Origin of the sequence: Thermomonospora sp. CIF 1 (assembly GCF_001896795.1) — a bacterium.
In the GTDB taxonomy this organism is placed as follows: Bacteria; Actinomycetota; Actinomycetes; order Streptosporangiales; family Streptosporangiaceae; genus Thermomonospora; species Thermomonospora curvata.
In genome coordinates, this window is record NZ_MOYN02000003.1 from 53493 (window position 1) to 78618 (window position 25126).

Sequence of the window (25126 nt, forward strand, 5' to 3'; positions counted from 1 at the left end):
CGGACACGCGCCCGATGCCGGATCAGGGCACCCCTCCCGTTGCCCCACCGGGCGCGCGCCCACGTCTCATCGGGCCTTGACCTGTCTTGGGCGTTCACCCGGACGCTGCCGTCCACCTCCCCGAGTTCTCACGCGGCATCTGGGCTTCCAGGTCCGCCAGGACGTGACTGGCGTGGCGAACCCGCTGCACCGCCAAAGCGCGTTCCTTCGAGCTGATCGTCTTGGACGTCGTCCACGGCTCGTACACCCGCACGACCGCCTGCAAGTACCACTGCTGCACGTTCGAGCTCCCCACGGCCGGACGGACCGAGCCCGCCACCGCGCTCACCGGATCGCTCCGCCGGTCAGAGATTCGGCCACCCGGTCGGCCACCGCCGCTAGATCACTCACCGGTCCGAGAGGCTCTTTGGTGTCCGCTCGGGTGAACACCCAGCCGTCGGCGCCCTGCTCACAGTCCACTTCGAGTGCACGCAGCGCCGCCCCCGGCGCCGTCACCCGCAGCAGCGGCATCCCATCGCGCACCACGACGCCGCACAGCACCTTCCGCCGTTTGCACAACGCCGCATCCAGCGCCGCCAGATGCTCCCGCCGAGGCCCGAAGGCTCCCTGGACGTTTGCCGACTCAAACCGCGACTGGTCAAAAGCCATCTCCCCACTCCCGTCCGCTCGAAGCGGGGAACCGGCGGCGCGACAAGGTGTTTTCGCCAGACGATGAGGCACCGCACCGTGAATCGACCGTCACGCCCCCACCGCGCCGCCGGCCCCGGGCTCGTTGAGCCGTGGCAGCCCCCGAAGGCCCAAGCACCATGAACGCAACACGTCCTAGGAGACCGGGCCGTCCTGGGAGCCGCTCATGTCTCAAGCGTCCCGGCCGACCCTTTTCCGTAAAGGAGCCCGACAGGGGGCCAGCGGGGGGCCAGACTGAAACCGGGAAGGGGGCTGGCCATGGCTACCGGCAAACGGCGAGAATTCGGCGCCTACCTCGCTCGACTTCGCGGCAGCAGAAGCCAGCGCGCCCTAGCGCAATTGCTGTGCGAATTGTCCGGAACCGACACCCTCACCCGCCACGAGATCTCCCGATGGGAACGGGGCAAGCGCGTCCCTACCGACTGGCTGCCCTACCTCGCTCAAGCGCTCGGGGTCCCGCTCACCGTGCTGGAGCGCGCAGCAGCCCAGGCCCGAGACGACGAGACACCCCCAGACGGCTCCCCGGTGGACCTGTCCGCCTTCTTCCCGGCAGGCGACACCCTCAAGAGCCGTATCACCAACGCCCTCCACAGCCGGGCCGCAGCCGGCGCCGGGGGCAATCCCGTCCTCGTCCTGGTAGGGGGATACGCCGGATCAGGCAAGACCGAGTTCGCCCGCTTCCTGTCCAGCATCTCCGGGTGGGCGTTCCTGGACAAAGACGCCCTCACCCGCCGTATGACCGAACGCCTGCTGCTGACCTTGACCGGCGACCCCCACGACCGCCACACCGACACCTACCGCCGCGAGGTCAGACCCCTGGAGTATCGCTGCCTGCTGGACGCCGCCCGCACCAACATCGACTGCGGAGTCTCCATCATCCTCGCCGCCCCCTTCGTCGAGGAGTTCAACAACCCCACCTGGCTCGACCGCCTCACTCACCGCTGCAAGGCCAAGAACGTGGACGTGGTCACCGTCTGGCTCCACTGCGACCTGGACTCCATGCACGAGTACATCGAGCTCCGCGACGCCCCCCGTGACGCCTGGAAACTCGCCAACTGGGACCAGTACGCCAGCACTCTCAACACCGACACCAGCCCACCCGGCGCCCAGATCACCATCGACAACCGCCTAGGCGCCGCCGTCAGCCTCGCCGAACAAACCCACGAGGCCCTACGCAAGATCATCACCTAGCCACGGCCGTGGGACTCCGGGGCACCAGAGCTCCAGGCGACCAGTGGTGCCAGAGCACCGGATGAGAACTTTCTCTACGTCTTCAAGGGCCCCGCTGACGCGGCCGCCACCGAGCGGACCAGCGCAGCGGGCATGCGGCCTCTCCGGGCCGGTCCCGCCGCGCCGCCCGCTCGGCCGGACACGGGGGTGCAGGCCAACGAGTCACGATCCCTCTGAGGGGTGATGAGGACGACGCTGTGCACCAGCGAGCGTTACGCCGAGATCGCGTTGCGATCCCTCTGAGGGGTGATGAGGACAGCACGGGACGGTGGGCTGGTGGGCGGCGTTCGGGGTGTTGCGATCCCTCTGAGGGGTGATGAGGACGGCGGGCTCGTGCCGCCGCCGAGCAGGCGCTTGCGTTGCGATCCCTCTGAGGGGTGATGAGGACACCGTCATCCGCGCCTGACCCCCACCAGCACGAGGTTGCGATCCCTCTGAGGGGTGATGAGGACCCCAGGGTAAAGCCGCAGGCCAGACGAGCGGAAGCCCACCGGATACGGCCCGATTTTGCAGCGGACCGCCGGTTGTGCATCCGCCCAGGTAAAACGTGCAAGCCAGCGCAACGGGAGCAAGAGCCATCACGATCACGCTAGCCCGGCGGCGGGCGTCGTGTCCCCAGGTTGGACGAGCGCGCCTGTGGGGGACTGCGCCGTCCCCCAGATCCCTTGCGCCCCGGAGCGCCCGTCCGCACGAAGCCGTCTGTCCCACCTGCTGACCGTCCGCGCGGACGGGCACTCCGGACCGTCCCGCTGACGGCGGTGACGGCAACGTCCGCAGCCGTCACCGACCTGCGGCAGGCCCCGGCAGCCCTATGTGCACGGCTGATGTGGTCGTAGGGCAGGATTCTCACTTCTGAAAAGCGGAAGGCCGGATCTCCGTTGTGACTGTGGTCAAGGTGCCGCTGCGGGGCTTCCGGTGCTCACGGCCGTGGCCGGCTCTGCGCTCCGGGTTCGCTTGTTCCCCGAGGGCGTAGCGCGGATGGCGGGTGGTTGGTGTTGCGTGCGTCGGTGCAAGTCGGGCGGTGATCGCCGTGCAACTAGGGGTGGTGATCAGAGGGCAATCACGGTCACTTGCGGGATGGTGTTCGGTCAGGTCGGCAGGTGTGGCAGGGCGGATCGGTCGGATTCCCAAGCTGGTAACGCGGGTTCGATTCCCGTCACTCGCTCTAGCACGAAGGCCCAGGTCAGGGGCGTGATCCCCGAACCTGGGCCTTGATCGTTTCAGTGTCCTGCGATTCGTCGCGCCATTAGCGTGCGATCAGGCCACGGGACTTCCTCGCCGCTTCTTTGCCGTCGCCGTTCGGGGACCGCTCGGCCTGGGTGGGCGCCTCCTTCGGTGCGGTGGCGCGCAGTTCGCCGGGCGAAGCCGTGGTCTCCTCCGGCCGTGGGGCCTGGGAGCCGCCGGGAAGGGACAGGCGGAGGATGCGTTTCCAGACCGAGCATGTCTGCTTGATCAAGGGGCGGGAGTTGTAGGGGAGGCCGAAGCGGGCGCACAGGGCGCGGACGCGGGGGGCGATCTGGGCGTAGCGGTTGCTGGGCAGGTCGGGGAACAGGTGGTGTTCGATCTGGTGGCTCAGGTTGCCGCTCATCAGGTGCAGCAGGGGGCCGCCGTCGAAGTTGCAGGAGCCCAGCAGCTGGCGGAGGTACCACTGGGCTCTGGTCTCGTTTTCGATCTCCTCTTCGGTGAAGACCTCGGCGCCCTCGGGGAAGTGGCCGCAGAAGATGACGATGTGCGCCCACACGTTGCGGGCCATGTTCGCCGTCAGGTTGCCCAGCAGGGTGGGCAGCATGCCCGGGCCCGCCAGCAGGGGGAAGGCCACATAGTCCTTGAGGATCTGGCGGCCGGCCTTGGCGGCGACGGCGCGCAGTTGCCGCAGGGCCTCGCGGGCGTCCTTTTCTCCCTTTGCGACGCGTTCCAGCTCGGCGTCGTAGATCGCGATGCCGTACTCGAAGAAGAGGGCGAGCAGCGCGTTGTAGAACGGCTGGGCCAGGTAGATCGGGTGCCACTGCTGCGCCGGGTGGACCCGCAGGGCCGAATAACCGATGTCGCGGTCCTTGCCGAGCACGTTCGTCCAGGTGTGGTGGACGACGTTGTGGGAGTGCTTCCACTGGGCGGCGGGGGTGGCGTTGTCCCACTCCCAGGTCGTCGAGTGGATCTTCGGGTCGCGCATCCAGTCCCACTGGCCGTGCAGGACGTTGTGCCCGATCTCCATGTTCTCCAGGATCTTGGCGACGGCCAGGGCCGTGGTCCCGGCGAGCCAGGCCGGGGGCAGCCAGGAGACCAGCAGCAGCGCCCGGCCGGTCACCTCCAGCCGGCGCTGCAGGGCGATGACGCCGCGGATGTAGGCGGCGTCATCCTCCCCGAGGTCGGCGAGGACCTCCTGGCGGATCTTCTCCAGCTCCCGGCCGAACTCCTCGAGGTCGGCGCGGCTGAGCGATGCCGCGGTCGGCATGGTCGTCTCCTCGCTCTCACAGTTCGATCTCCACGGGGCCGGCGGCGGCCGACACGCAGGTTTGAATGAGATCGCCCGCTTCGCCGTGGACGCGGCCGGTGCGCAGGTCGCGCACCCGGCCGGAGGCCAGCGGCACCAGGCAGCTGCGGCAGATGCCCATCCGGCAGCCGCTGGGCATGAGCACCCCGGCGTTCTCCCCGACCGTCAGCAGCGGCGTGCCGCCGTCGGCGCGGGCCTCCCGGCCGCTTTTGGTGAAGCGGACCCGTCCGCCCTCGCCGCCTTCTGCGACCGGCTCGGGGCGGAAGCGTTCGATGTGCAGGCGCTCGGCGGGGCCGGTCCAGTGCGTCGTGACCTCTTCGAGCAGCCCGGGCGGCCCGCACGCCCACACCGCGCGTTCGGTCCAGTCCGGGCACAGCTCGGGCAGTTCCGCGAGCTTGAGGCGGCCTTCGATCCGGGTGTGCCGCTCATGCAGCCGCAGGTTCGGCAAACGCGCCGCCAGTTCCCGCAGCTCCCGCCCGAAGATGACCTCCTGCGGCGTGGGCGCCGAGTGCACCAGCATCACGTCCGGACTGTCGGGGCGGGCCAGGAGGGCGTGCAGCATCGGCCGCACCGGTGTGATCCCGCTGCCGGCCGTCAGGAACAGCACGCGCGGCGGCGGCGGTTCGGGCAGGACGAACTCGCCTTCCGGGCGGCCTAAGCCCAGGATCGTCCCGGGCGGTGTGCGCCGCACCAGATGTCCGGAGACCAGGCCGTCCGGAATCGCCTTGACGGTGATCGTGACGCACCCGCCGGGCCGTGTGGGCGGGGAGGACAGCGAGTAGGTGCGCCAGTGCCGCACCCCGTCGATGTCGACGCCGACCCTGACCCACTGGCCGGGCTTGTGCGGGACCCAGTGGCGGCCCGGGCGGATCACCAGCGTCGCCGCGTCCGCGGTCTCCGGGTGCACGGCCTCGACCCGGCCGCATGTCTCCTTGGCGGACCACAGCGGGTTCACCAGCGCCAGGTAGTCGTCGGGCGTCAGCGGCGTGGTCAGCCACCGCGCGGTGCCCGCCAGCCACCGCCGGACGTTCCAGCGGCCGGCCGTACGCGGAGTGGTCATGGAACCCCCGCCCCCCAACGACGCCTTCCGGTACGGATGACACCCGATCGATTACTTAGTGTAACTGTCTGGGGTGTTCCCGAAACGGGGTGGTCCTACCGGGGCAGTTCTGCCCGTTGTCACGGGGAGCGGAGCTGCGTATCCCGGCCTTGAGCGCCTCCTGGGGACGGAGGTTCCGGTCTGCGTCCTGGTGGGCGTCTCGATCTGGAAGGCTTTGCGTCACCTCCTGCGGCGGTGCACGCAGGCAAGAGACCCCGCCCAGGTTTCGACGCCGGAGAGTCGGGCATGCCGCGTGGTCCGACATCGGTGTGCGTGAGGGCGGGGCCTGCCCTTCGTCAGGCGGTCCGGCGGGAGACCGCGCCCTGCGAAAGGGCGGAGGAGACATGCGTGCTGCCGGTCCCGAGGTATGGATCGCGACGGCGGACGGCCGGGATGTGGTCCGGGCGGACGCGATCGTCGTCGTGCGCCTGGACGGCGGGAGGGTGACGGCTCAGCTGCGGGACGAGGCCAGGCAGGCGGTGACGCTGATCGACGGGACGACCGGGGTGCGCCCGCCGCCCGACTTCCACCGCCGGCTCGTCCGGCTGGTCGCCGAACTGGCCGACGCCAGCGGCGCCCAGCTGGTGCGGACGGTGTGCGACGAGGGCGGATGGCGGTGGGTGGCCGAGCCGCTGTGAGGCGGGATCACTGCGGGACGAGCCGGATCACCGGGTACCGCCGCTCGGACTTGCTCTGGTACTTGGCGATGCGGGGCTGGGCGGCGGCGATGCGCTCCCATGCCCGCTCGCGCTCGGCGCCCTCCAGGACGTGCGGCCGCACCGGGACGGCGTCGCGGCCGGGCAGCTCGACCGACGCCCGCTCGGGGTGCGCCATCAGGTTGACGAACCAGTCGGGGTTCAGGCTCCCGCCGCCGGAGGCGACGATCAGCCGGGCGTCCTCGCCGTCGGGGAAGTAGGCCACCGGAGTCTGGCGCGGCAGTCCGCTGCGGCGGCCCACCGTGTGCAGGATCAGCACGTCCATGCCCATGAAGTGGCCGCGGCCGCGCCGGATCTTGCGGATCATGCGGGCGTTCATCCGCTGCTGCATCCACCGTGAGAACGCCCCCGGAGTGCCCTTCTTGCGCTTTTCCCGGCCGCCGGCCTGCTGAGTCTGTGCCATGGTCGCCTCCGGTCGGTCTTGTTCGTCGTGGTCTGGTGCGGGTTCCGCGCCGACGGGGCCGGTGCGGGGAACCCCCACGACGATCACGGTAGGTGCGGCCCGGGGACCGGCGCTTCTTGATTCCTGACCGATTCGGACGCCCCGCCGGCGCTCCCGTATCCGGGCGGGCGGCGAGGGGAGGAGCCTGACAGTTGCGTTTTCACGCCGATCTGCACGTCCACTCCAAGTACTCCAGGGCGTGCAGCAAGAACAGCGACCTGGAGCCGCTGGCCTGGTGGGCGCGGCGCAAGGGCTGCACGGTGGTGGGCACCGGGGACTTCACCCATCCGGCCTGGCTCGCCCGGCTGCAAGAGTGCCTGGTGCCGGCGGAGCCCGGGCTGTTTCGGCTGCGCCCGGAGCCGGACCGGGCGGCTGCGGCCGGGCTGCCGCCGAATCTGGCCGAGGCCCCGGTGCGGTTCATGCTGTCGGCGGAGGTCTGCACCGTCTACCGGCGGGCGGGACGCACCCGCAAGATCCACCACCTGTTGTACGTGCCCGGCCTGGCGGAGGCGCGGGAGCTGGGCCGCAGGCTCGGCCGGTTCGGCGACCTGAGCTCCGACGGCCGTCCCGTGCTCGCCCTGGACTCCCGCGACCTGCTGGAGAACGTGCTGGCGTGCGGCGGTCACCTGGTGCCGGCCCACGTCTGGACGCCGTGGTTCGGGGTGTTCGGCGCCAAGTCCGGGTTCGACGCGCTCGAGGACTGCTACCTGGACCTGACCGGTCACATCGCCGCGCTGGAGACCGGGCTGTCCAGCGACCCGGAGATGAACCGGCGGGTGTCCGCGCTCGACCGCTACCGCATGGTCAGCTACTCCGACGCGCACTCCCCGCCCATGCTCTGCCGCGAGACCACGGTGTTCGACACCGAGCTGGACTACTTCGCGATCGAACGGGCGCTGCGGACCGGCGCGGGATATGCCGGGACGGTCGAGTTCTTCCCCGAGGAGGGCAAGTACCACCTGGACGGGCACCGGGCCTGCGGGGTGCGGATGACGCCGCGCGAGCGGCGCGAGCACGGCGGGATCTGCCCGGTGTGCGGCAAGCGCCTGACGGTGGGGGTGCTCAGCCGCGTCGAGGAGCTGGCCGACCGGCCCGAGGGCGTTCCACCGGAGGGGGAGGCGGGGTTCCGGCGGCTCGTCCCGCTGCCGGAGATCGTCGGCGAGATCCTGGGGGTGGGACCCAAGAGCAAACGGGTGCAGCGGGAGATCGACGGGCTGGTCGCCGCCCTGGGACCGGAACTGGCGATCTTGGAGGAGGTGCCGCTGGAGGACATCGCGGCCCGCTCGCCGCTGCTGGCCGAGGCCATCGGGCGGCTGCGGCGCGAGGAGGTGGTCCGGGAGGCCGGCTACGACGGCGAGTACGGCGTGATCCGGGTGATGGAACCCGGCGGGCCGGAGCCGGCGCTCTTTTGAAAGAACGCCCAGGCCGGGAAGAGACCCCGGCCTGGGCGTGCGGTGCGTTCAGCGGCGGATCAGCCGGTGATCTGCGCCCACAGGTCGCACTTGTGGTCCTTGGCGAAGGTGAGGGTCGGCTTGATGGCGCCCGGCGCCAGGTCCTGCACCAGCGGGAACTTCTTCCAGACCGGGGAACCCTTGCCGTTCGGGACGCCGGTGTGGGCGAAGCGGGTCCAGTAGGTGAGCATCCGGTCCGCCAGCGCCTGCTGGGCGGGCGTGCCGGTCACGCCCCCGAAGATGTAGCGGATCTCCGAGCCGTGCGGGGCGCCGAGCGGGAAGCTCACCGGCAGGTTCAGGTAGTCCATGGCGTGCGGGTCGCTGAACTCGTAGGCATAGGCCCGGGTGTGCCGCGCCAGCAGGGCGGTGGAGGCGTACGAGGGGCACGCGAACTGGGCGTCGGTGTAGATCGCGGCGAGCGCCTCGGCCGGGGTGCCGTAGTCCGACAGCCGGTAGCGGGCCAGGATCTGGTCGGCGGTGGACGGGAAGGCCCGGCGCACCGCCTGCGGGTACTCCTCGGCGGTGAGCACCCGCCCGGCCAGGTCGTAGGCGGTCGCCACGTTCAGCCGGGCCTCATCGCGGGTGGTGCCCTGGATCACCGGGACGCGCGGCAGGCGCCCGGCGCGGAACGCCTCCATGACCTGCTCGCGGACCACGTGCCCGTCCACCGACGGACCCCAGGTGATGCGGTCGAAGGCCGGGGTGCCGGCGGCGGCCAGCAGCTGCTCGGCGGGCTTGGCGCGCAGGCAGGCCACATCAAAGCAGCCCACGGCGGCGGCGAAGTTCTCGCCCGCGGCCTCGGCGGTCTGCTTGGGCGCGGCGGGGAAGGCGCAGCCGGACTGGGCGATGGCGCGGTGGAACAGGCCCTTGGCCAGGGGCGAGATCAGGTTCTGGCAGACGCTGCCGCCGCCGGCGGACTCCCCGAAGATCGTGACGTTGCGGGGGTTGCCGCCGAAGGCGGCGATGTTGCGCTGCACCCAGCGCAGCGCGGCCTGCTGGTCCAGCAGCCCGTAGTTGCCCGAGGAGCCGGTGGGCGACTCGGCCGACAGGCCCGCGTGCGCCAGGAACCCGAAGGCGCCCAGCCGGTAGTTCAGGGTCACCACGATCACGTCGCCGCGCTGGGCGAGCACACCGCCGTCATAGAACGCGCCCGAGCCGATGGTGAAGCCGCCGCCGTGGATCCAGACCATGACCGGCCGCGGCCGCAGCGAGCGCTTGGCGGGGACATGGACGTTGAGGTAGAGGCAGTCCTCGCTGGGCGTGCCGGGCCCGGCCAGGTCGCCCCAGGGCGTCTGCACCTTGCTCTGCATGCAGGGGTTGCCGGGCTTGGTGGCGTCCCGGACGCCCCGCCAGCCCTCGGGCGGCGCGGGGGGCTTCCAGCGCAGCGGGCCGACCGGCGGCTTGGCGTAGGGGATGCCGAGGTAGGAGGTCCCGTTCTCACCGGAGACACCCCGGATCAGCCCTTCGTGAATGCGCACCACGGGCGCCGTGGCCGGTGCGTTCCCGGCGGCCTGGACCGGCGTGGCGCCGAGGGCGGCCGACAGTGCGAGGCCGGTCAGGGACGCGGCCAGCGCCGCGAACGTCCTGCGGCGCCCGGGCCGTCGCGAAGATGCGTGTCTCCTCCCTGCGGCGGGTCCGGGAGGGACGGGGGATGGGTGCACCATGCGGGCTTCCTTTCCGTGAGGGAGCACGGCGGTCGGGTGGATCTGCCGCGGCAGGGCCGGTGAGCTCGTGCGGAGCCGGAGGGACGCGCCGTGGCTCGGCGGCGCGTCCACAGGCAGGCGACACATGGCGTTTCGATCGGTTTTAAAAACGTCACATATGGGTTCGGAAAAGGCAACGGGGCGATCACAGAACTGGTGTGGGAAACATTCCCCGGCCGGGTTCTTTGTGTGAGGGGCACAGCGGGTGATGTTGTCTGCCGAATGCGTGGGACTTTGTGAATCTCTTTGAATGCGGCCTCCCAAGAAAAGGGGGCCGAGATTGTGTTCGCTCTCCTATGAGCGTTCGAAAAAGCGGAGGCGCATGATTTTTGCGGCGTCCGAATTCGCCGGGGTCCTGGGGGAGGCCGCACCCGGGCGGGGAGAGGAACGACCCGCACCGCCGGGCAGGCCCAGCGGCCCGTCGCGCAGCAGTGCCCGCTGCTGCACCGGCCGGTGACCGGCGCCCTTCAGCGGGCCCTCGGCCGGCACAGCCCGGGCCGGTCGGCGGCCGATGGTGGGCGTCTCCTGAGAAGGGCGGTCGGTGTCCGCAGGCAAGGAAGGTGCGGGTCGCGCGGCCGGCGGTTCCATGGGCGAAGGCGGGGCATGGCGGTCGGGAGCGGCACCGCGCCCTGGAGTGGTATGGGGCTGGAGGTCATGGCTTTCCCGCCGCGGAGCGCCGCACACCCCGAGCGAGGGGCTGCCTCCGGTCCGCAGAGACGGCGTGTTGCGAAGGGTTCACCGCGTTCGGCCGCCCGGCCACGCCGCTACCGAGCCCTTGGCCCATGGGCGGGCCGTGCCGCCGGTGACCTCCGCCGCACCCGGGCGGACCGCGCCGGCCTGCTTACCGAAGGGGCGCCCGACCTGCTGGAGCGGACCTTCGCGCACCGGCCGCAAAGGGCGGGAGGTGCCGTGTGCCGGTGTCTCCCGTCGCGGCGTTCGGGCCGGGACGGCCACCGAAACCGCATGACAGCGTGTGACTTGGCTCACTTTTACGGAGTTTGATCACCTGAAAAGGGCTTTCGGGGACATCGTGTCTGCGCGGCGCATGCCGCAGAAGGAAGTCCAACCGGGGAAAGTTCGAGGTCGGGATGCGGAGACGGCTGGTGCGCTGGATGATCGTGGCCGCCCTGGTGGCCGCGGCGGGAGCGCTGCCGGGTGACGGGCCGCACCGGATCGAGCTTCACGACGTGCCCGAGACGCTGTCCTTCTTCACCGGCGCCGACTCCGACCGCCCCGGCGAGACCGGCTCCGACCGGCGTTCCTGACGCCTCCTCCCCCTTCGCCCCGGCTTCAGCGTGATATCGCTGACCTGGCGCGATGGGTCGAATCGGGGTCAAGATGGGGGATGGCCAGTTCCAACGGTGATGACCGGAGGGCCCGTGCCGCTGGGGCCGGCGCGGGCGATGGCGCCCGCGATGAGCGGGAGGGGCTGTTCGTCTACGGGACGCTGCGTTTCCCCGAAGTGCTGGCGGTGCTGCTGGGCAGAGTGCCCCGCCTGGAGCCGGCCAGGGCCCCCGGCTGGCGGGTACGGGCGCTGCCCGGGGTGGTCTATCCCGGGCTGGTCCCCGACCCGGCCTGCACGGCGGACGGAACGCTCATCCTCGGCCTGTCAGAGGCCGAACAGCGGCTGCTGGACGCCTTCGAAGGCGACCTGTATGAGCGGCGGCGGCTGGCGCTGGAGGACGGCCGGCACGGCTGGGCATACATATGGCGGGGTCGAACCGAGCCGCGGGACTGGGACCTGGCGGGTTTCGCCGAACGCCACCTGGCGGCCTATGTCGACGGCTGCCGCATCTGGCGCGCCCGCCACGAACGGGCCATGGGCCTGGGGCGCGAGGACCATCGCGCCGTGTTGCGGGGAGTCGCACGGGGAGGACCCGATTCGCCGGGCATCGGGGCGGAACATGAGCGCGGCATGGAACCGCGGGCGTGATCGTCGGATCTGAAGCGGTATGGGCGGTGTGTTCACATGCCGTTCATCCAGCCTGGACTTATGTTCACAAAAGTCGGGGAAGAATATGACCATGAGTGTCAATCCAGGGCACATTCCAGTGAAAGGGGACTCCCTCCCTGAGGACCGCTACCTCGACCGGGAGGAAAGCTGGCTGCGGTTCAACCAGCGTGTCCTGGAGCTGGCCGAAGACCCTGCCCTGCCGCTGCTGGAGCGCGTGCGCTTCCTGGCCATCTTCGCCAGCAACCTCGATGAGTTCTTCATGGTCCGCGTGGCCGGGCTGACCCGCCGCATGGCCACCGGGCTGGCCGTGCAGTCGGCCAGCGGGCGGCTGCCGCGCGAGGTGCTGGAGCGCACCTCCGAGGTGGCGCACGAACTGATGCTGCGGCACGCCTCGGTGTTCCGCGACGAGGTCCTGCCGGAGCTGTCCAAAGAGGGCATCGAGATCCTGCGCTGGGACGAGCTGTCGCGGACCGAGCAGGAACGGCTGCACCGATTGTTCCGGGAGCGGATCTACCCGGTGCTCACCCCTTTGGTGGTCGATTCGGCGCACCCCTTCCCCTACATCAGCGGGCAGTCGCTGAACCTGGCCGTGATCGTCCGCGACCCCGACACCGAGGCCACCATGTTCGCCCGGGTCAAGGTGCCGCCGGTGCTGCCCCGCTTCATCAGCGCCTCCCCCGACCGGTTCACCCCGCTGGAGGACGTGATCGCCGCCCACCTCGACCAGCTGTTCGCCGGCATGGAGGTGGTGGAGCACCACGTCTTCCGGGTGACCCGCAACCAGGACCTGGAGATCGACGAGGACATCAGCGAAGGGCTGCTGCAGGCCCTGGAGCGGGAGCTGCTGCGCCGCCGCTTCGGCCCGGTGGTGCGGCTGGAGGTGGAAGAGTCCATCTCCCCGGAAGTGCTGGAGCTGCTCACCGGGGAACTGGGCATCGAGGAGCGCCAGATCTACCGGCTGCCCGGCCCGCTGGACCTGGCCGGCCTGCACGCCATCGCCGACCTGGACCGCCCGGAGCTGAAGTACCCGCCGTTCGTGCCGTCCAAGGACGCGCTGCCGCTGGACACCGACATCTTCGCCGCGATCCGCGAACGCGACGTCCTCGTCCACCACCCGTATGACTCCTTCACCACCACCGTGCAGCGGCTGATCGAGGAGGCCGCCGCCGACCCGCGGGTGCTGGCGATCAAGCAGACCCTCTACCGCACCAGCGGCGACTCCCCGATCGTGGACGCCCTCATCGACGCGGCCGAGGCCGGCAAGCAGGTCGTGGTGGTGGTCGAGCTGAAGGCCCGTTTCGACGAGCGCGCCAACATCGAGTGGGCGCGCAAGCTGGAACAGGCCGGCTGCCATGTGGTCTACGGGTTCGTGGGCCTGAAGACCCACTGCAAGCTGTCGCTGGTGGTGCGCCAGGAGGCCGACGGGACGCTGCGCCGCTACTGCCACATCGGCACCGGCAACTACCACCCCAAGACCGCCCGCCAGTACGAGGACCTGGGCCTGCTGACCGCCGCCCCGGACGTCGGCGAGGACGTCAGCGAGCTGTTCAACCACCTGACCGGCTACTCCAAGCAGACCTCCTACCAGCGGCTGCTGGTGGCGCCGCGCACCTTGCGCTCGGGGCTGATCCAGCGGTTCGAACGGGAGGTGGACCACCACCTGGCCGGCCGTCCCGCCCACATCCGCATCAAGTGCAACGGGCTGGTCGACGAGGCCATCATCGACGCCCTGTACCGTGCGTCGCTGGCGGGCGTGCCGGTGGACATCTGGGTGCGCGGCATCTGCGCGCTGCGCCCGGGAGTGCCCGGCCTGTCGGAGAACATCCGGGTCCGCAGCGTGCTGGGCCGTTTCCTGGAGCATTCGCGGATCTTCGCGTTCGAAAACGGCGGCGACGCGGAGGTCTGGCTGGGCAGCGCCGACCTGATGCACCGTAACCTCGATCGTCGGGTGGAGGCGCTGGTGCGGGTCACCGACCGGGCCCAGCGCGCCGACCTGGTGCGGCTGCTGGACATGGCCATGGACGACGGCACCGCCTCCTGGTGGCTGTCCGGCGACGGCACCTGGACGCGGCACCAGTACGCCGACCCTCCGCAAGGAGGTGAGGGAGGTCGCGGCGAACCGCTGCTGGACATCCAGCGGCATCTGATGAAGACCCGGCGCTGGAGGACGGTGGAAGGCTGAAGGTGAAGTCCGAGGAAGGTCGGATCCGGGCGGCCGGGGCGGTGCTGTGGCGCCGGGCTCCGGACGGCCCTCGGGTGGCGCTGGTGCACCGGCCCAGGTACGACGACTGGTCGTTCCCCAAGGGCAAGGTCGATGCGGGCGAGCACGTGCTGGGCGCCGCGCTGCGCGAGGTGGTGGAGGAGACCGGGATCGCCGTGCGGCTGGGCCGGCGGCTGCCCTCCATCACCTACCTCAAGGACGGCCGGCCCAAGCAGGTGGACTACTGGAGCGCCACGCCCATCGACGCGGAGGCGGTCTTCGTCCCCAACGAGGAGGTCGACCGCCTGGAGTGGCTGCCGGTGGCCGAGGCCGTCGAGCGGTTGAGCTATGAGCGGGACGCGCAGGTGCTGCGCGAGTTCGCCGCCGGGCCGCTGACCACCCGCCCCGTGGTGATCTTGCGGCACGCCCTGGCGGGCAGGAAGAGCGACTGGCGCGATGACGACGCGCTGCGCCCCCTGGACGATCGCGGACGCGCCCAGGCGCGGGCGCTGGCCGCGCTGCTGGGCGTCTTCGGGCGGCTGCGGCCGGTCTCCTCGGCCACCGCCCGCTGCGTGGAGACGCTGCTGCCGTACGCGCTGGCCTCGGGCGGTGAGGTGACCACCGACCGGGCGTTCACGGTGGGCCGCACCGACGCGGGACGCGCCGGGTCACGGCTGGTGGAGCTGGCCTGCGACGGCGCGGACCCGCTGGTGGTGTGCACCCACGGCGAGATCGTCGGGGACCTGATCGCCGAACTGTGCCGCAAGTTCGGCGAGCCGGTTCCCGACGATCCCTCCCTCCGCAAGGGCGGTTTCTGGGTGGCCCACCTGGCGGTGGACGACGACGGGACGAGCGGCGTCGCCGCCTTGGAACGCCACTGGGTCCCCCCGTCCTGAGCCGGTCAGAAGGCCGGCGGGGCGGTCTGCTCCCAGGTGGCCTCCACGCGGGACAGGGATTCCAGGGCCTCGCAGCGTTCGATGCCGTAGAGGACGCCCAGCACGAACGCCTCGGCCGGGGTGGTGGAGCGTTCGGCCGCGGCGGCCCGCAGGTGCTGCATCGCGATGACGCCGTCCTGGTAGCCGCCCAGGACCTCCTGGAGGCGTTTGGCGTGGGCGGCGGTCTGCGCGGCGATCTCGGCCAGCTCCGCCGGTGACCGGGCCGGCTCGGCGGCGGCCCTGCGGGACGCCTTGCGCTTTTTGCCCTTGCCCTTGGCCGGGCGGGCGCCGTCGGCGGCCTGCGGCTTCAGCTCGCGCAGCGCGGCGGCGGCCAGCTCGGCCGCATAGCGGGCGCGTTTGGCGGCCTTGCGGGCGTCATGCCTGGCCTCTTCGGGGTCCTTGGCGGTGGCGATCGCCTCGTACTTGCGGGTCAGCCGCCGCCACTGGCGGGTGACCAGCCGGGGCAGCTCGGCGACCGCCGGCCGGAACGCCCGCTCGCTCAGCGGCGGGTCGGCCACCAGCGCGTCCAGCGCGTCCAGCAGGGCGAAGTAGCGCGGCTGGGTGAGGGTGGTGTTCATCCTGCGGTAGGCCGACTTCTCCCGCTTGCTCAGCGCCTCCAGCCACGACTGGGAGGCGGCCGGGTGCAGCCCGTAGGGCCGCTCCAGCCGGTCGGTGAAGCGCATCCGCAGCACTTCCAGGTCGCGCACCTCGCCGAGGACCTCCGCCAGCCACCGCAGCTCCGGCTCCAGCGGGGCGATGCGCACCGGGTCCAGCAGCGGCGCGTAGCTGCGCAGCGCGCTGCGGATCCGGCGGACGGCCACCCGCATCTTGTGCACCGCGTCGAACTCCGCCAGCCGGGCCTTGGGGTCGTAGGAGATCACCGCGTCCACCTGCTTGGCCAGGTAGCCGATCACCGCGGCGCCGGCCGAACCGGCCGGCAGGTCCGGCAGCGCGCGGCGGTGCTCGCCGAACGGGACCGCCATGACCGGCTCCAGCACCCTCCCCAGCTTGGCCGGGCCGCTCGCCGGGCGGGCCCCGGCCTGTTGCAGCCGCTCCCCGGCCGCCCGCAGCAGCTCGGGAGTGCCGGCCGGGCCCAGCTCGATCTCGATCTCCCGCCAGACGGTGGCGCCCGGCTGCTCGGCGCCTTCGGAGTCGATGAGCCGTCCGGTCACCGTGTCGTCGGCGACCTCCGCCAGCAGCCGCCCGCCTGCGTCCCGCAGCAGGATCACGGTGCGTTCGGTCTCCAGCACCGCCACCGGCCGCAGCTGTGCCCCCCGGACATGGACGGCCACCAGCCGGGCCAGCTTCGCCGGGACGACCTGGGGGCGGCCGAGCGAGGCGCGCAGCTCGTTCTTGCTGTCGGGGGCCACCGGTATCTTCAGGTGCCAGCCGGCGTCCGCCCCGCCGCGCCGCCGGCGCAGGGTGATGCCGCGGGCGGCCAGCCGGTGGTCACAGGTGTCGAAGTAGTTCGCGATGAGCACATGCGTGCGGGGTTCGCTCACGGACGCGACCCCGGGCAGACCGGATAGATCCGGCAGTGTGAAGTCGCGGTCGGCGTCGTATTTGCGTTCTACCTCAAGCTGGCTTTTCGGGTCGGCCACGCATGTTCTCCTCGATATCGACGTTCCCGGCGAGCGGGGTTGACCGGAGATGACGCTCCGATGACCAGCATTACACGTTCCGGTAAACAAAGTGAGACCCAGGTCTACGAAAACGACCAGGTCAGGGTGGGGAAAGACGACGCGGCGAGGCTGGAGCGCTGGTGGGAGGCGCACCATGCGGAGCTGACCGCCCACTGCTACCGGATGCTCGGCTCGGCCTTCGACGCCGACGACGCCGTCCAGGAGACCCTGGAACGCGCCTGGCGCGGCCGCGGCCGTTTCGAGGCCTCCCGGGGTTCTGCGCGCTCGTGGCTGTATGCCATCGCCACCAACGTCTGCCTCGACATGCTGCGCGGCGCCCGCCGCCGCGCCCTGGCCATGGACCTTGGCCCCGCCGCCGAGCCCGGCTCCCCCCTGGGCCGTCCGCTGCCGGAGGAGCACTGGGTGCTGCCGATCCCGGACCGGCGGGTATCGCCGGCGGGCGCCGACCCGGCCGAGGCGGCGGTGGCGCGCGAGACGATCCGGCTGGCGTTCGTGGCCGCCCTGCAGCACCTGCCGCCCCGCCAGCGCGCCGTGCTGATCCTGCGCGATGTGCTGCGCTGGCGGGCCGCGGAGGTGGCCGGGCTGCTCGGCGTCACCGTCGCCGCCGTCAACAGCGCCCTGCAGCGCGCCCGCGCCACCCTGCGCACCGTCCACCCCGACGGCACCGAAGGCGCCGCCCCGCTGGGCGAGGCGGAAGGCGACCTGCTGGACCGCTACTGCACCGCGTTCGAAAACCACGACGTCGATGCGCTGGTGGCGCTGCTGCACGAGGACGCCGCCATGTCGATGCCCCCGTTCACCTGGTGGCTGCAGGGCCGCGAGCACATCCGCCGGGCGCTGTCGGCCCCGGACGCCGGCTGCCGGGGCTCCCGCCTGGTCCCGGTCGCGGCCAACGGCTCACCGGCCTTCGCGCACTACGTCCCCACCGGCCCCGGCGGGACGTTCGAACCCCGGGCGCTGGTGCTGGTGGACGTCCGCGGCGGCCTCATCGCCGGCACGACCTCCTTCCTGGACACCGCCCGCCTGTTCCCGCTGTTCGACCTGCCTCCCACCCCGCCGCGGCGGCCGGTTTCCCCGGACGAGCGATGAGTTTCACGCCCCCCGGTCGTAGGAGAGGTGAACGACCCCGACCACGGGAGGCACCCTCGATGTCCACCGAACCGAAGATCGAAACCCGCCCCGCCCAGCCGTACGCGGCCATCCCCGTCAAGGCCCCGATGCGCGAGTGGGGCCGGGTCAACGCCCTGGTCCCGGAGGTCTACGGCCGGCTGGGCCGGCGGCGGATCGTCCCCGCGGGCCCGCTGTTCTACCGCTACCGCGTGATCGGCGGCATGGACGTCCCGTTCGAACTGGAGGTGGGCGTCCCCGTCCCCGAACCCATCGAGCCGGACGGCCGGATCATCCCCGGCTCCATCCCGCCCGGCCGCTACGCCACCTTGACCCACCACGGCCATCCGGACGGCCTGTTCGACGCCATCACCGCCTTGCAGGAGTGGGGCACCGCCCAGGGCATCACCTGGGACATCCGCCGGGAGGGCGGCACCGAGATCTGGGGCGGCCGCTTCGAGTTCTACCTGACCGACCCGGCCGTCGAGCCCGACATGACCAAGTGGTCCATCGAGCTGGCCTACCGCCTCCAGGACGCCTGATTCGCCGGATCGACAGGGCGTTCTCGTCTCGGGAAGGGCCTTTCGGGAAGCCGGCCGGGCGTCTGGTCCTCGGACGGGGCGCCGGAGAGCCGGGGCGGCTCTTCGCGGGCCGCTCCTGGTCACGGTCTCGGGTGCGGCGTGCGGGCCGGTGACGGGGTCGCCGCCGCGGGCATGGGCGACCGCGGCTTCCCGGCGGGCCCGGCCGGGCGTCCCGCTTTTCTGCGGGACCGCCGGTGCGGCGTCAGCGCAGTGCCTCGCCGAGTTCGGCGAGGCCGGGGTGCCGCGGCCAGCGCCGGATTAGCGCCCGGTGCGTTTTGACCAGCTCGGCGCGGGTCCGGCCGCCGCCGGTGCCGGTCACGATGCCGAGCGCGGTGCGCAGGCCGGTGACCGCCTCGGTGATGTCGCCGCCGCGGGCGTGAGCGGCCGCGGCCCGCACGCGGTACCAGGCCACCCACTCTGAGTTCCGCACGTCCGCGGCGAGCGCCTGGATGCCCGAGGCGATGAGACCGGCGGCGGCGCCGTGCTGTGCCGGGTCCTCGGCGAGGTAGGACAGGATCAGTCCGCGTTGCATGGTCAGGTACGCCGGGCCGTAGAAGTAGAGGCCGTCCGGGTCGTCTGCGCGGGTGCCGCCGGCCAGGATCTCTTCGGCTTCGCCGATGCTCCTCAGCGCCCCCTGCCGATCCCCCAGAACGGCCAGCGCCCGTCCGCTCTGCTGGACGGCCATGGCACGGGTGCCGGTCGCGGTGGCCATCTCGGCGGCGGCCTTCGACAACTCGGCCATGGCACCGATGTCGCCGGTCACCCACGCCAGATGCCCTTGCATGGACAACGCCGTCGCGGCGAGGTCGGTGTTGCGGCTTTGCATGCCGAGTCTCAGTGCCTGGTCGTACAGCGTGCTCGCGTCCTCGTAGGCGCCGACGGCGGTGTGCAGCCATCCGACGAATTGGGAGGCCTCGGCGGCCGTCTGGGCGAGCCGGGCGGCCGGAGCGGCACGGGCCTCTTTCAGCAGCCGCAGGATCAATTTCAGGTGCTCGGCCGCGGGCGCCAGCATGCGGCCGGAACCGGTCGAGTCTTCCAGGCGCCGCTGATGGGCGAGGGTGGCGGCCAGCCCGTCCACCACGGCCTCATCCAGCCGGGCGGGATTGCGCGCGGCGAGGGCCAGCCGCTCACGTTCGTCCGGATCGTCATGCGGTTCCGGCGGGCGCGATGAGGAGGGCTGTGGGCGGGGGCCGAACAACTCGTCTTCCGAGACGCCGAACACTTTGGCGTAAGCGGCCCGGTAGCGGGGATCGCATGGCCGGACTTCGCCGCTCTCCCAGCGTTTGACATAAGTCACAAACGAAGAGAGGTCGGGCTTTTGGTGATCATCGGTGGCGTCTCGCAGGAAACGGGCCGTCTTCCGCTGCCCCCAGCCGCGCTTTTCGCGTTCGGCTCGCAGGCGTGCGGCGATGGCGCGGGGGTCGTCGGCGGTGCTCATGGGGGGCGCACCCTTCGTCCGGCCGGTGTTCTCCGAGCTTGAGGGGCTGCTCCCCATGATGCCTATCGAGACGTGCTGTGTGCGGTCATGTGACGTTCCGTGACACACGGCGGCCCCGGGCGGGGGCGCCGGGGCGGGCGAGGCGGTGGTCAGGAATCGGGATCGATCTGGCCCGGCTTTTCGATCAAGGGGTACTTCATCCCCATGTGGCTGGGGCGGAAGCCCATTTTCTGGTAGAAGCGTATGGCGTTCGGGCGCTGGCGGTCGGTGGTGAGCTGGACGACGCGGCAGCCGCGGGCGCGGGCCTGTTCGATGACCCAGTTGATCAGGGCCTGGCCGACGCCTTTGCCGCGGTATTCGGAGGCCACCCGCACGCCTTCGATCTGAGCGCGCTCACCCCCGGTATAGGTGAGGCTGGGGATGTAGGTGAGCTGGAGGGAAGCGGCGATCTCGCCGTCGATCTCGGCGACGATGATGGCGTTGTTGGGATCTTTTTCGATCGCCTCGAACGCCCTCCAGTAGGGCTCGGGCAGTTCCTCGCCCGGCGTCTCGCGGGTGCTGCCCAATGGGTCGTCGGCCAGCAGCCGGACGATCGTGGGCAGGTCGTCGCGCACCGCCTCGCGGAAGGTCACCTTTTGATCACGAGCCACGTGGCTCAGGGTAGCCGCCCAGTTAGAGACATAAGTTACCCTCGCTTGTAGTACTACGCTTTGTAGTACTACGTTGGGTGCGAACCCACCCCGGATTCTCTATGGAGGCCGCCGACGTGGTCGTCCTCGCAGATCTTCCGCGTGCCGCCGCCAGGCCGCGCTGCGCCGCCGCCCATGTGCCGGCGCCGGGCGAGGGCCGCGCAGGCACGCCGCGGGACCACCACGCGACGGTCATCGGCGCCGAGATCGCTCGACCGAGCAGCCGGACCTCCGTCAGCAGCGAGGAACCGGCGGCCATCACCGGCATGCCGCATCGGCCGGCCGACTCACCGCCGCCGGAACGGGTACGGGCCGTCCACCGTGCGTCGCCGCTGCCTGCGGCCCTGTTCGACCTGGAGAAGACATGCTGAACCCCGACAAGCACTGGACCGATTACGCGATCTGCCGCGGCGTCGACCCCGAGCTCTTCTACCCCATCAACTACACCGTTCCGGTAATGGCCGAGCAGGTCGAGGCCGCCAAGGCCATCTGCGGCAACTGCCCGGTGAAGGCCGAGTGCCTCGACTGGGCGCTGCGCGCCGGCGAGCCCGACGGCATCTGGGGCGGCACCACCCCCGAAGAACGCCGCTACATCCGCCGCGAAATGCGCCGCGGCGAGCGCACCGGCCGCATCGTCGCCGCCTGACCGCAAACCGCCTGAAAACCCGGCGACCTGTGCAAGACGTCGCAGGACGGGCATTTATGGGCACCTTTATAAGGGCCGGAGCGTTGTCTCAACAGCGCGACCCCTATGGAGGCTGCCAGATGAACGACCCCCTCGTCCCGCGGCGGAGCCGTTCGGAAGGGCTGGCGACGCACGCCGCCCGCGCGGTCTCGGCGGCCGTGCTGGTGGGAACGGTCACCGCGGTCATGTGGGTGCTGGAGGCGCTGGACTACGCGCTGGGCGGTGCGCTCGACCGCTATGGCATCCGGTCCTATGACCTCGGTGAACTGCCGGACATCTTCACCGCGCCCTTTCTGCACGGCGGGTTCGGGCATCTGATGGCCAACACGATGCCGTTCCTGGTGCTGGGCTTTCTGGCGGCGGTGCGCGGGATCGGCCGGTTCCTGGCGGCCAGCCTGATCATCATCGTGGTGGGCGGGCTGGGCGTGTGGTTCACCGGCTCGCCCTCGGTGGAGACCCTGGGCAGCAGCATCCTGATCTTCGGCTACTTCGGCTACCTGCTGAGCCGGGGCCTGTTCGAACGCAGCCTGCTGGACCTGGCGATCGCCGTCGTGGTGGTGCTGAGCTACGGCACGATGATCTACGGCATCCTGCCCACCCACCCGATGATCTCCTGGCAGGGCCACCTGTTCGGGCTGATCGGCGGCGTCCTGGCCGCCTGGGTACTGCGCCGCCGCGACGCCTGGAGCTAGGCGGGACGGCCTCCTTTCACGGCCGGACGGACACGTCGGTGATAGTGGCGTCGCGAGGGGTCTCCAGCGCGTTCACGATCACCCGGGCCACCGTCATGGGGTCGATGAAATCCTCCGGCCGGTACGGCCGCCCTTCCTGGGCGCGCACCTTGCGCTGCATCTCGGTGGCGGTGCGGCCCGGGTAGACGCTGGTCACCCGCAGCCGCGGCTCCTCGGCGCGCAGCGCGTCGGCCAGGGCCTTCAGCCCGTGCTTGCCGGCCGCGTACGCCGACCAGCCGGGGTTGGCGCGCAGCCCCGCGCCGGAGTTGACGAAGACCACCTGCCCCTCGGCCGCGCGCAGCGCCGGCAGCAGCAGCCGGGTCAGCTCCGCCGCGGCCACCAGATTGACCATGATCTGCTCGATCCACCGGTCGGCGTCCAGTTCGGCGACCGTGCCCAGCTCCACCACGCCCGCGCTGTGCACCACGCCGTCCAGCCGGTCCGGCAGCCCGGCCGCCGCCAGCGCCGCCTCGATCCGGCGGGGCTCGGTCAGGTCCAGCACCACCGGCAGCACCGTGCCGCGCCGCCCGGCGTCCGCGGCCCGCGGCGCCCCCGCCGCGTCGCGGTAGAGCACCTGGGTGCGGGCCTGCACGCCGCCCAGCCGGGCGGTCACCTGTGCCAGCCGCTCGGGCGAACGGCCGACCAGCACCAGATCGTGCCCCCGGTCGGCCAGCAGTTCCGCGACCGCCGCGCCGATGCCGCCGGTCGCACCGGTGATCAGATAGGTCCCCATCCCGCTATTGAATCCTTCCCGAAGCGTTCACGGTATCGATGCCGCGGTGTGTCCGGTCCCGTCGCGTCAGGCGTTGGGGCGCAGCACCCGGGTGGCGCCGGCGATCAGGGCGGTGACCAGGATCCAGCCGCTGGCGATCAGCACATAGGCCACCCACTCGGTCCAGCCGACCGGGTCGAACAGCTCGCGGCGCCCGAAGGTGCCGATGGGGATCAGCAGGTCGAGGGTGTAGATGAAGGCGTTGTAGTGCGGGCGTTCCTCGGGCGGGCGGATCGACCGCGGCGGCTCCACGGAGAACACCACGGTGCCGGCGATCAGCAGCAACGCCACCCATACCGCCGCCATCCACGGCCGGTAGCCGTGGCCGATGGTCCAGTCCAGCAGGTGGCTCCAGATCCGGGCGGGCAGGGAGAGGGTGCGCCGCCGGGCCCGCATCTTGGCCAGCATCGCCTTGCGGGCCAGGTCCTCATGGCCGATCTGGCGGTACCAGCTCGCCAGCTGCTCATACGGCTGGGGGTGGTACTCCTCGCGGCCCACCCAGCGCAGCCGTTCCTCCGGCGGGCAGCCGCGCAGCGCGTCGTAGGTCAGGCCGCGCAGCCACAGCTCCCGGGGCCAGACCATGGGGCCGCCGTCCCGCAGGGTGCCGATGTGGGAGTACGACAGCGCCACCCGACCGTTCACCGGCTCGGTGGGGCGGAACAGCATCTCCTCCACCTGCATGAGGGTGGCCTGCAGCGCCCGCGGGTCGGTGCCGGCGCGCAGCGTGGCCAGGTCGAAGGAGAGGGTGCCGTGCACTTTGGCGCCGCGCAGCCGCACCATGCCCTCGGCGATGAACCCGGCGCTGAACTCGGCGGCGTCCTCCACCACGATGTTCTGGGCGTCCAGCGCCGGCCCGGAGGGGTTGCACAGCAGGGCGCCCTCCATGAACAGCCCGCCGTTCATCCGGGCGCCCACCAGGCGGACCCCGCCGTTGAACTCGGCGTCCCGGAGGAAGGCCCCGGCATCGACCACCAGGCCGCCGCCGAAGAGCGCCCACCGGTTGGGGTCGGACTGGGTGACGATCACGTCGTTCATCCGCAGCCCGCCGCTGATCTGGGCGCGCTGCAGCCGGACCTCCCCGTCGATCCGCGACCTCGACAGGCTCACATAGCCGTCGGCCTGCAGCCCGCCGGCGTCCAGGCCCGGCATGCGGCACTCGGACATGCGCAGCTGGCGGGTCCGCGCGTTCGACAGGTCGGGGACCTCGTCAAAGTGGCAGCGTTCCAGCCGCAGCTCGCACTCGATGGTGCCGCCGGACAGCCGCAGCCGCCCCCTGATATAGGCGCCGCGCAGCTTGACGGCCGGGACGTGACCGGGCCTGCCCTCCCGGGCGCCCAGCAGCAGCCGGGAGATCACCTCGGCGCGCACCGTGCGCTCGGGAAGGGGTTCGTCGGGACGGTTCTCGCCGAGAACGACCATGGTCCCGGTGGGGTAGGCCTCCCATACCCGGGTTTCGGCAGCGGTCAGTTCCAGCGTTTCCACCGAGGTGGGATCCGGCACGGGCAAGGCCTTTCCACTGTCGCGACCGATTCGGTGATCGATTGACCTTTGACAAGGTCGACCTTTACAAGTCGGACGCCGGGAAGGGAAGCCCCGGTCGGCGCGCGGCCTTGCCCCGCACTCCGCCGCATCCGCAAGACGCGGCGGAGCACGGAGCGCGGATTCAGAAGAACAGGCCGCGGCGCCGGGCTGCCTGGTTGAGGAACTGCTGCAGTTCGTGCTCCCAGTTGGTGGTGTGGACCGAGGCGTAGTCCACGGTGAAGTGGGTGAGGGAGTCGTGCCCCTCGGTGAAGAGCCCGCCGCGCTTGTCCAGCTCCAGGACCACTTCCATGGAGTGCGGGGAGGCCACGAAGGTCACTTCCAGCTCGTTGATGCCCGAGGCGTACTGCGGCGGCGGGTAGAACTCGATCTCCTGGTAGAACGGCAGCTCCTGGCGGATGCCCCGGATGTAGCCGCGCTCGCAGTCGGCGCTGCGGAAACGGAAGCCGAGGTTGGCGAAGGCGGCCAGGATGCGCTCCTGGGCGGGCAGCGGGTGCACCGCGATCGGGTCCAGGTCGGTGGCGTCCACCGCCCGCGCGACCTCCAGCTCGGTGGCGACCCCCACGGTGGTGCCGTGCAGCGGCTGGCCGTACATGTGGGTCAGCGGCGCCTCCCAGGGGATCTGCAGGGTGAACGGCAGGGAGTGCCGCGCCCCCTTCCGCAGCTGGAACGGCCCGGTGAGCTGGACCTTGGCGTACTCCATGTTGGTGTTGTATTCGCTGTCGCCGGACTCGACCTCCACGCGAGTCCGCAGCGCCACCGAGACGTACCTGATGTCGGAGTCGTGCTCGCCGCCCATCAGGTGCACGTCACCGCTGATCGTCCCGCCGGGCGTGGTGTTGGGGTTGTGCAGAACGGTTTCGACGGACGGTCCCCCGACGCCCATCGCCTTCAGCAGCTTCTTGAAGACCAACGTTTCCTCCTGTGATGCGGGCCGCCGTTTGTGGGGCAACCGTCCTTTTAGTCGCGGGCGGCGCCGGTTTCGTTCCCTTGAATCCGGTGCGCCGTAATGGAGACCACATCATGTCGTACC

Annotated in this window: 23 protein-coding genes and 1 CRISPR repeat array; of the genes, 12 read left to right on the forward strand and 11 right to left on the reverse strand. The window is 71.1% G+C overall.

From position 1 onward, the window contains the following. Positions 1 to 324: 324 nt before the first annotated feature. Entirely contained in the window at positions 325 to 648 is a 324-nt protein-coding gene (locus BUE48_RS01250) for a hypothetical protein (protein ID WP_012850638.1), read from the reverse strand. Positions 649 to 945: 297 nt separating this feature from the next. Here BUE48_RS01250 and BUE48_RS01255 point away from each other — a divergent pair, with 297 nt between their 5' ends. Further along, positions 946 to 1878, forward strand: coding sequence for an AAA family ATPase (locus BUE48_RS01255; RefSeq protein WP_012850639.1), 933 nt, complete (start codon positions 946 to 948; stop codon positions 1876 to 1878). A gap of 200 nt (positions 1879 to 2078) precedes the next feature. After that, positions 2079 to 2369: a CRISPR direct-repeat array (repeat unit 30 nt; unit sequence GTTGCGATCCCTCTGAGGGGTGATGAGGAC). A gap of 794 nt (positions 2370 to 3163) precedes the next feature. On the opposite strand, the gene BUE48_RS01260 is transcribed toward BUE48_RS01255, so the two are convergent. Together BUE48_RS01260 and BUE48_RS01265 are read right to left on the reverse strand one after the other, a co-directional pair. Further along, positions 3164 to 4369, reverse strand: coding sequence for a fatty acid desaturase family protein (locus tag BUE48_RS01260; protein WP_286988418.1), 1206 nt, complete (start codon positions 4367 to 4369; stop codon positions 3164 to 3166). 16 nt (positions 4370 to 4385) lie between these two features. After that, entirely contained in the window at positions 4386 to 5468 is a 1083-nt protein-coding gene (locus tag BUE48_RS01265) for a ferredoxin reductase (protein WP_286988420.1), read from the reverse strand. Between the two features lie 383 nt (positions 5469 to 5851). Between BUE48_RS01265 and BUE48_RS01270 the strand changes: the two genes are divergently transcribed. Further along, complete coding sequence (locus BUE48_RS01270) at positions 5852 to 6145, forward strand: hypothetical protein (protein ID WP_012850642.1); 294 nt, start codon at positions 5852 to 5854, stop codon at positions 6143 to 6145. Between the two features lie 7 nt (positions 6146 to 6152). Here BUE48_RS01270 and BUE48_RS01275 read toward each other — a convergent pair whose 3' ends face one another. Then, positions 6153 to 6626, reverse strand: coding sequence for a nitroreductase family deazaflavin-dependent oxidoreductase (locus BUE48_RS01275; protein WP_012850643.1), 474 nt, complete (start codon positions 6624 to 6626; stop codon positions 6153 to 6155). Positions 6627 to 6817: 191 nt separating this feature from the next. Between BUE48_RS01275 and BUE48_RS01280 the strand changes: the two genes are divergently transcribed. Then, positions 6818 to 8077, forward strand: coding sequence for an endonuclease Q family protein (locus BUE48_RS01280; RefSeq protein WP_286988423.1), 1260 nt, complete (start codon positions 6818 to 6820; stop codon positions 8075 to 8077). Positions 8078 to 8136: 59 nt separating this feature from the next. Here the strand turns inward: BUE48_RS01280 and BUE48_RS01285 are convergent, their stop codons facing one another. After that, positions 8137 to 9594 carry a carboxylesterase/lipase family protein gene (locus BUE48_RS01285; protein ID WP_217265435.1) on the reverse strand — a complete coding sequence of 486 codons (1458 nt, stop codon included), beginning with the start codon at positions 9592 to 9594 and terminating at the stop codon, positions 8137 to 8139. A gap of 1313 nt (positions 9595 to 10907) precedes the next feature. Here BUE48_RS01285 and BUE48_RS01290 point away from each other — a divergent pair. From BUE48_RS01290 to BUE48_RS01305, 4 genes are all read left to right on the forward strand, one after another. Then, positions 10908 to 11084 (forward strand): hypothetical protein, encoded by a 177-nt coding sequence (locus tag BUE48_RS01290; protein ID WP_012850645.1) that lies wholly within the window; start codon positions 10908 to 10910, stop codon positions 11082 to 11084. Positions 11085 to 11164: 80 nt separating this feature from the next. Beyond that, positions 11165 to 11752 (forward strand): gamma-glutamylcyclotransferase family protein, encoded by a 588-nt coding sequence (locus BUE48_RS01295; protein WP_012850646.1) that lies wholly within the window; start codon positions 11165 to 11167, stop codon positions 11750 to 11752. A gap of 91 nt (positions 11753 to 11843) precedes the next feature. Further along, complete coding sequence (locus BUE48_RS01300; RefSeq protein ID WP_286988428.1) at positions 11844 to 13955, forward strand: RNA degradosome polyphosphate kinase; 2112 nt, start codon at positions 11844 to 11846, stop codon at positions 13953 to 13955. Between the two features lie 2 nt (positions 13956 to 13957). Beyond that, the gene (locus BUE48_RS01305) at positions 13958 to 14869 is read left to right on the forward strand and encodes an NUDIX hydrolase (protein ID WP_286988430.1); all 912 of its coding nucleotides are present in this window, start codon (positions 13958 to 13960) and stop codon (positions 14867 to 14869) included. Positions 14870 to 14874: 5 nt separating this feature from the next. On the opposite strand, the gene BUE48_RS01310 is transcribed toward BUE48_RS01305, so the two are convergent. Continuing rightward, on the reverse strand, positions 14875 to 16686 hold the full coding sequence (locus BUE48_RS01310; RefSeq protein ID WP_286988431.1) for a CYTH and CHAD domain-containing protein: 1812 nt from the start codon (positions 16684 to 16686) through the stop codon (positions 14875 to 14877). On the opposite strand from BUE48_RS01310, the gene BUE48_RS01315 reads away from it, so the two are divergent. Together BUE48_RS01315 and BUE48_RS01320 are read left to right on the forward strand one after the other, a co-directional pair. Next, positions 16570 to 17640, forward strand: coding sequence for a sigma-70 family RNA polymerase sigma factor (locus tag BUE48_RS01315; protein WP_286988433.1), 1071 nt, complete (start codon positions 16570 to 16572; stop codon positions 17638 to 17640). The genes BUE48_RS01310 and BUE48_RS01315 overlap by 117 nt on opposite strands. 59 nt (positions 17641 to 17699) lie before the next feature. Then, positions 17700 to 18200, forward strand: coding sequence for a GyrI-like domain-containing protein (locus BUE48_RS01320; protein WP_012850651.1), 501 nt, complete (start codon positions 17700 to 17702; stop codon positions 18198 to 18200). A gap of 241 nt (positions 18201 to 18441) precedes the next feature. Here the strand turns inward: BUE48_RS01320 and BUE48_RS01325 are convergent, their stop codons facing one another. Continuing rightward, on the reverse strand, positions 18442 to 19677 hold the full coding sequence (locus BUE48_RS01325) for a helix-turn-helix domain-containing protein (RefSeq protein ID WP_012850652.1): 1236 nt from the start codon (positions 19675 to 19677) through the stop codon (positions 18442 to 18444). A gap of 149 nt (positions 19678 to 19826) precedes the next feature. Then, positions 19827 to 20327 (reverse strand): GNAT family N-acetyltransferase, encoded by a 501-nt coding sequence (locus BUE48_RS01330; protein ID WP_041439168.1) that lies wholly within the window; start codon positions 20325 to 20327, stop codon positions 19827 to 19829. Between the two features lie 101 nt (positions 20328 to 20428). Here BUE48_RS01330 and BUE48_RS01335 point away from each other — a divergent pair, with 101 nt between their 5' ends. The 3 genes from BUE48_RS01335 (at position 20429) to BUE48_RS01345 (ending at position 21743) form a co-directional block, all read left to right on the forward strand. Then, the gene (locus tag BUE48_RS01335; protein ID WP_041439170.1) at positions 20429 to 20737 is read left to right on the forward strand and encodes a hypothetical protein; all 309 of its coding nucleotides are present in this window, start codon (positions 20429 to 20431) and stop codon (positions 20735 to 20737) included. Then, positions 20731 to 21012, forward strand: coding sequence for a WhiB family transcriptional regulator (locus BUE48_RS01340; RefSeq protein ID WP_286988435.1), 282 nt, complete (start codon positions 20731 to 20733; stop codon positions 21010 to 21012). The genes BUE48_RS01335 and BUE48_RS01340 overlap by 7 nt, the downstream gene beginning before the upstream one ends. A gap of 119 nt (positions 21013 to 21131) precedes the next feature. After that, positions 21132 to 21743, forward strand: coding sequence for a rhomboid family intramembrane serine protease (locus tag BUE48_RS01345; RefSeq protein ID WP_041439173.1), 612 nt, complete (start codon positions 21132 to 21134; stop codon positions 21741 to 21743). A 16-nt stretch (positions 21744 to 21759) separates the two neighbouring features. Here the strand turns inward: BUE48_RS01345 and BUE48_RS01350 are convergent, their stop codons facing one another. The 3 genes from BUE48_RS01350 to BUE48_RS01360 form a co-directional block, all read right to left on the reverse strand. Beyond that, positions 21760 to 22515, reverse strand: a complete 756-nt coding sequence (locus BUE48_RS01350) for an SDR family oxidoreductase (protein ID WP_012850656.1) — start codon at positions 22513 to 22515, stop codon at positions 21760 to 21762. A gap of 66 nt (positions 22516 to 22581) precedes the next feature. After that, entirely contained in the window at positions 22582 to 24054 is a 1473-nt protein-coding gene (locus BUE48_RS01355) for a hypothetical protein (RefSeq protein ID WP_286988437.1), read from the reverse strand. Between the two features lie 163 nt (positions 24055 to 24217). Then, positions 24218 to 25006, reverse strand: coding sequence for a sporulation protein (locus tag BUE48_RS01360; RefSeq protein ID WP_012850658.1), 789 nt, complete (start codon positions 25004 to 25006; stop codon positions 24218 to 24220). Positions 25007 to 25126 lie beyond the last annotated feature (120 nt).

Coding starts and splice junctions, on each gene's coding strand:
- BUE48_RS01315 (WP_286988433.1), top strand. CDS start 16,570: ATGACCAGCATTACACGTTCCGGTAAACAAAGTGAGACCCAGGTCTAC.
- BUE48_RS01335 (WP_041439170.1), top strand. CDS start 20,429: ATGGAGGCCGCCGACGTGGTCGTCCTCGCAGATCTTCCGCGTGCCGCC.
- BUE48_RS01275 (WP_012850643.1), bottom strand. CDS start 6,626: ATGGCACAGACTCAGCAGGCCGGCGGCCGGGAAAAGCGCAAGAAGGGC.
- BUE48_RS01265 (WP_286988420.1), bottom strand. CDS start 5,468: ATGACCACTCCGCGTACGGCCGGCCGCTGGAACGTCCGGCGGTGGCTG.
- BUE48_RS01350 (WP_012850656.1), bottom strand. CDS start 22,515: ATGGGGACCTATCTGATCACCGGTGCGACCGGCGGCATCGGCGCGGCG.
- BUE48_RS01340 (WP_286988435.1), top strand. CDS start 20,731: ATGCTGAACCCCGACAAGCACTGGACCGATTACGCGATCTGCCGCGGC.
- BUE48_RS01250 (WP_012850638.1), bottom strand. CDS start 648: ATGGCTTTTGACCAGTCGCGGTTTGAGTCGGCAAACGTCCAGGGAGCC.
- BUE48_RS01310 (WP_286988431.1), bottom strand. CDS start 16,686: ATGGTGCGCCTCCCACCAGCGCTCCAGCCTCGCCGCGTCGTCTTTCCC.
- BUE48_RS01320 (WP_012850651.1), top strand. CDS start 17,700: ATGTCCACCGAACCGAAGATCGAAACCCGCCCCGCCCAGCCGTACGCG.
- BUE48_RS01345 (WP_041439173.1), top strand. CDS start 21,132: ATGAACGACCCCCTCGTCCCGCGGCGGAGCCGTTCGGAAGGGCTGGCG.
- BUE48_RS01325 (WP_012850652.1), bottom strand. CDS start 19,677: ATGAGCACCGCCGACGACCCCCGCGCCATCGCCGCACGCCTGCGAGCC.
- BUE48_RS01260 (WP_286988418.1), bottom strand. CDS start 4,369: ATGCCGACCGCGGCATCGCTCAGCCGCGCCGACCTCGAGGAGTTCGGC.
- BUE48_RS01295 (WP_012850646.1), top strand. CDS start 11,165: ATGGCCAGTTCCAACGGTGATGACCGGAGGGCCCGTGCCGCTGGGGCC.
- BUE48_RS01300 (WP_286988428.1), top strand. CDS start 11,844: ATGAGTGTCAATCCAGGGCACATTCCAGTGAAAGGGGACTCCCTCCCT.
- BUE48_RS01255 (WP_012850639.1), top strand. CDS start 946: ATGGCTACCGGCAAACGGCGAGAATTCGGCGCCTACCTCGCTCGACTT.
- BUE48_RS01270 (WP_012850642.1), top strand. CDS start 5,852: ATGCGTGCTGCCGGTCCCGAGGTATGGATCGCGACGGCGGACGGCCGG.
- BUE48_RS01290 (WP_012850645.1), top strand. CDS start 10,908: ATGCGGAGACGGCTGGTGCGCTGGATGATCGTGGCCGCCCTGGTGGCC.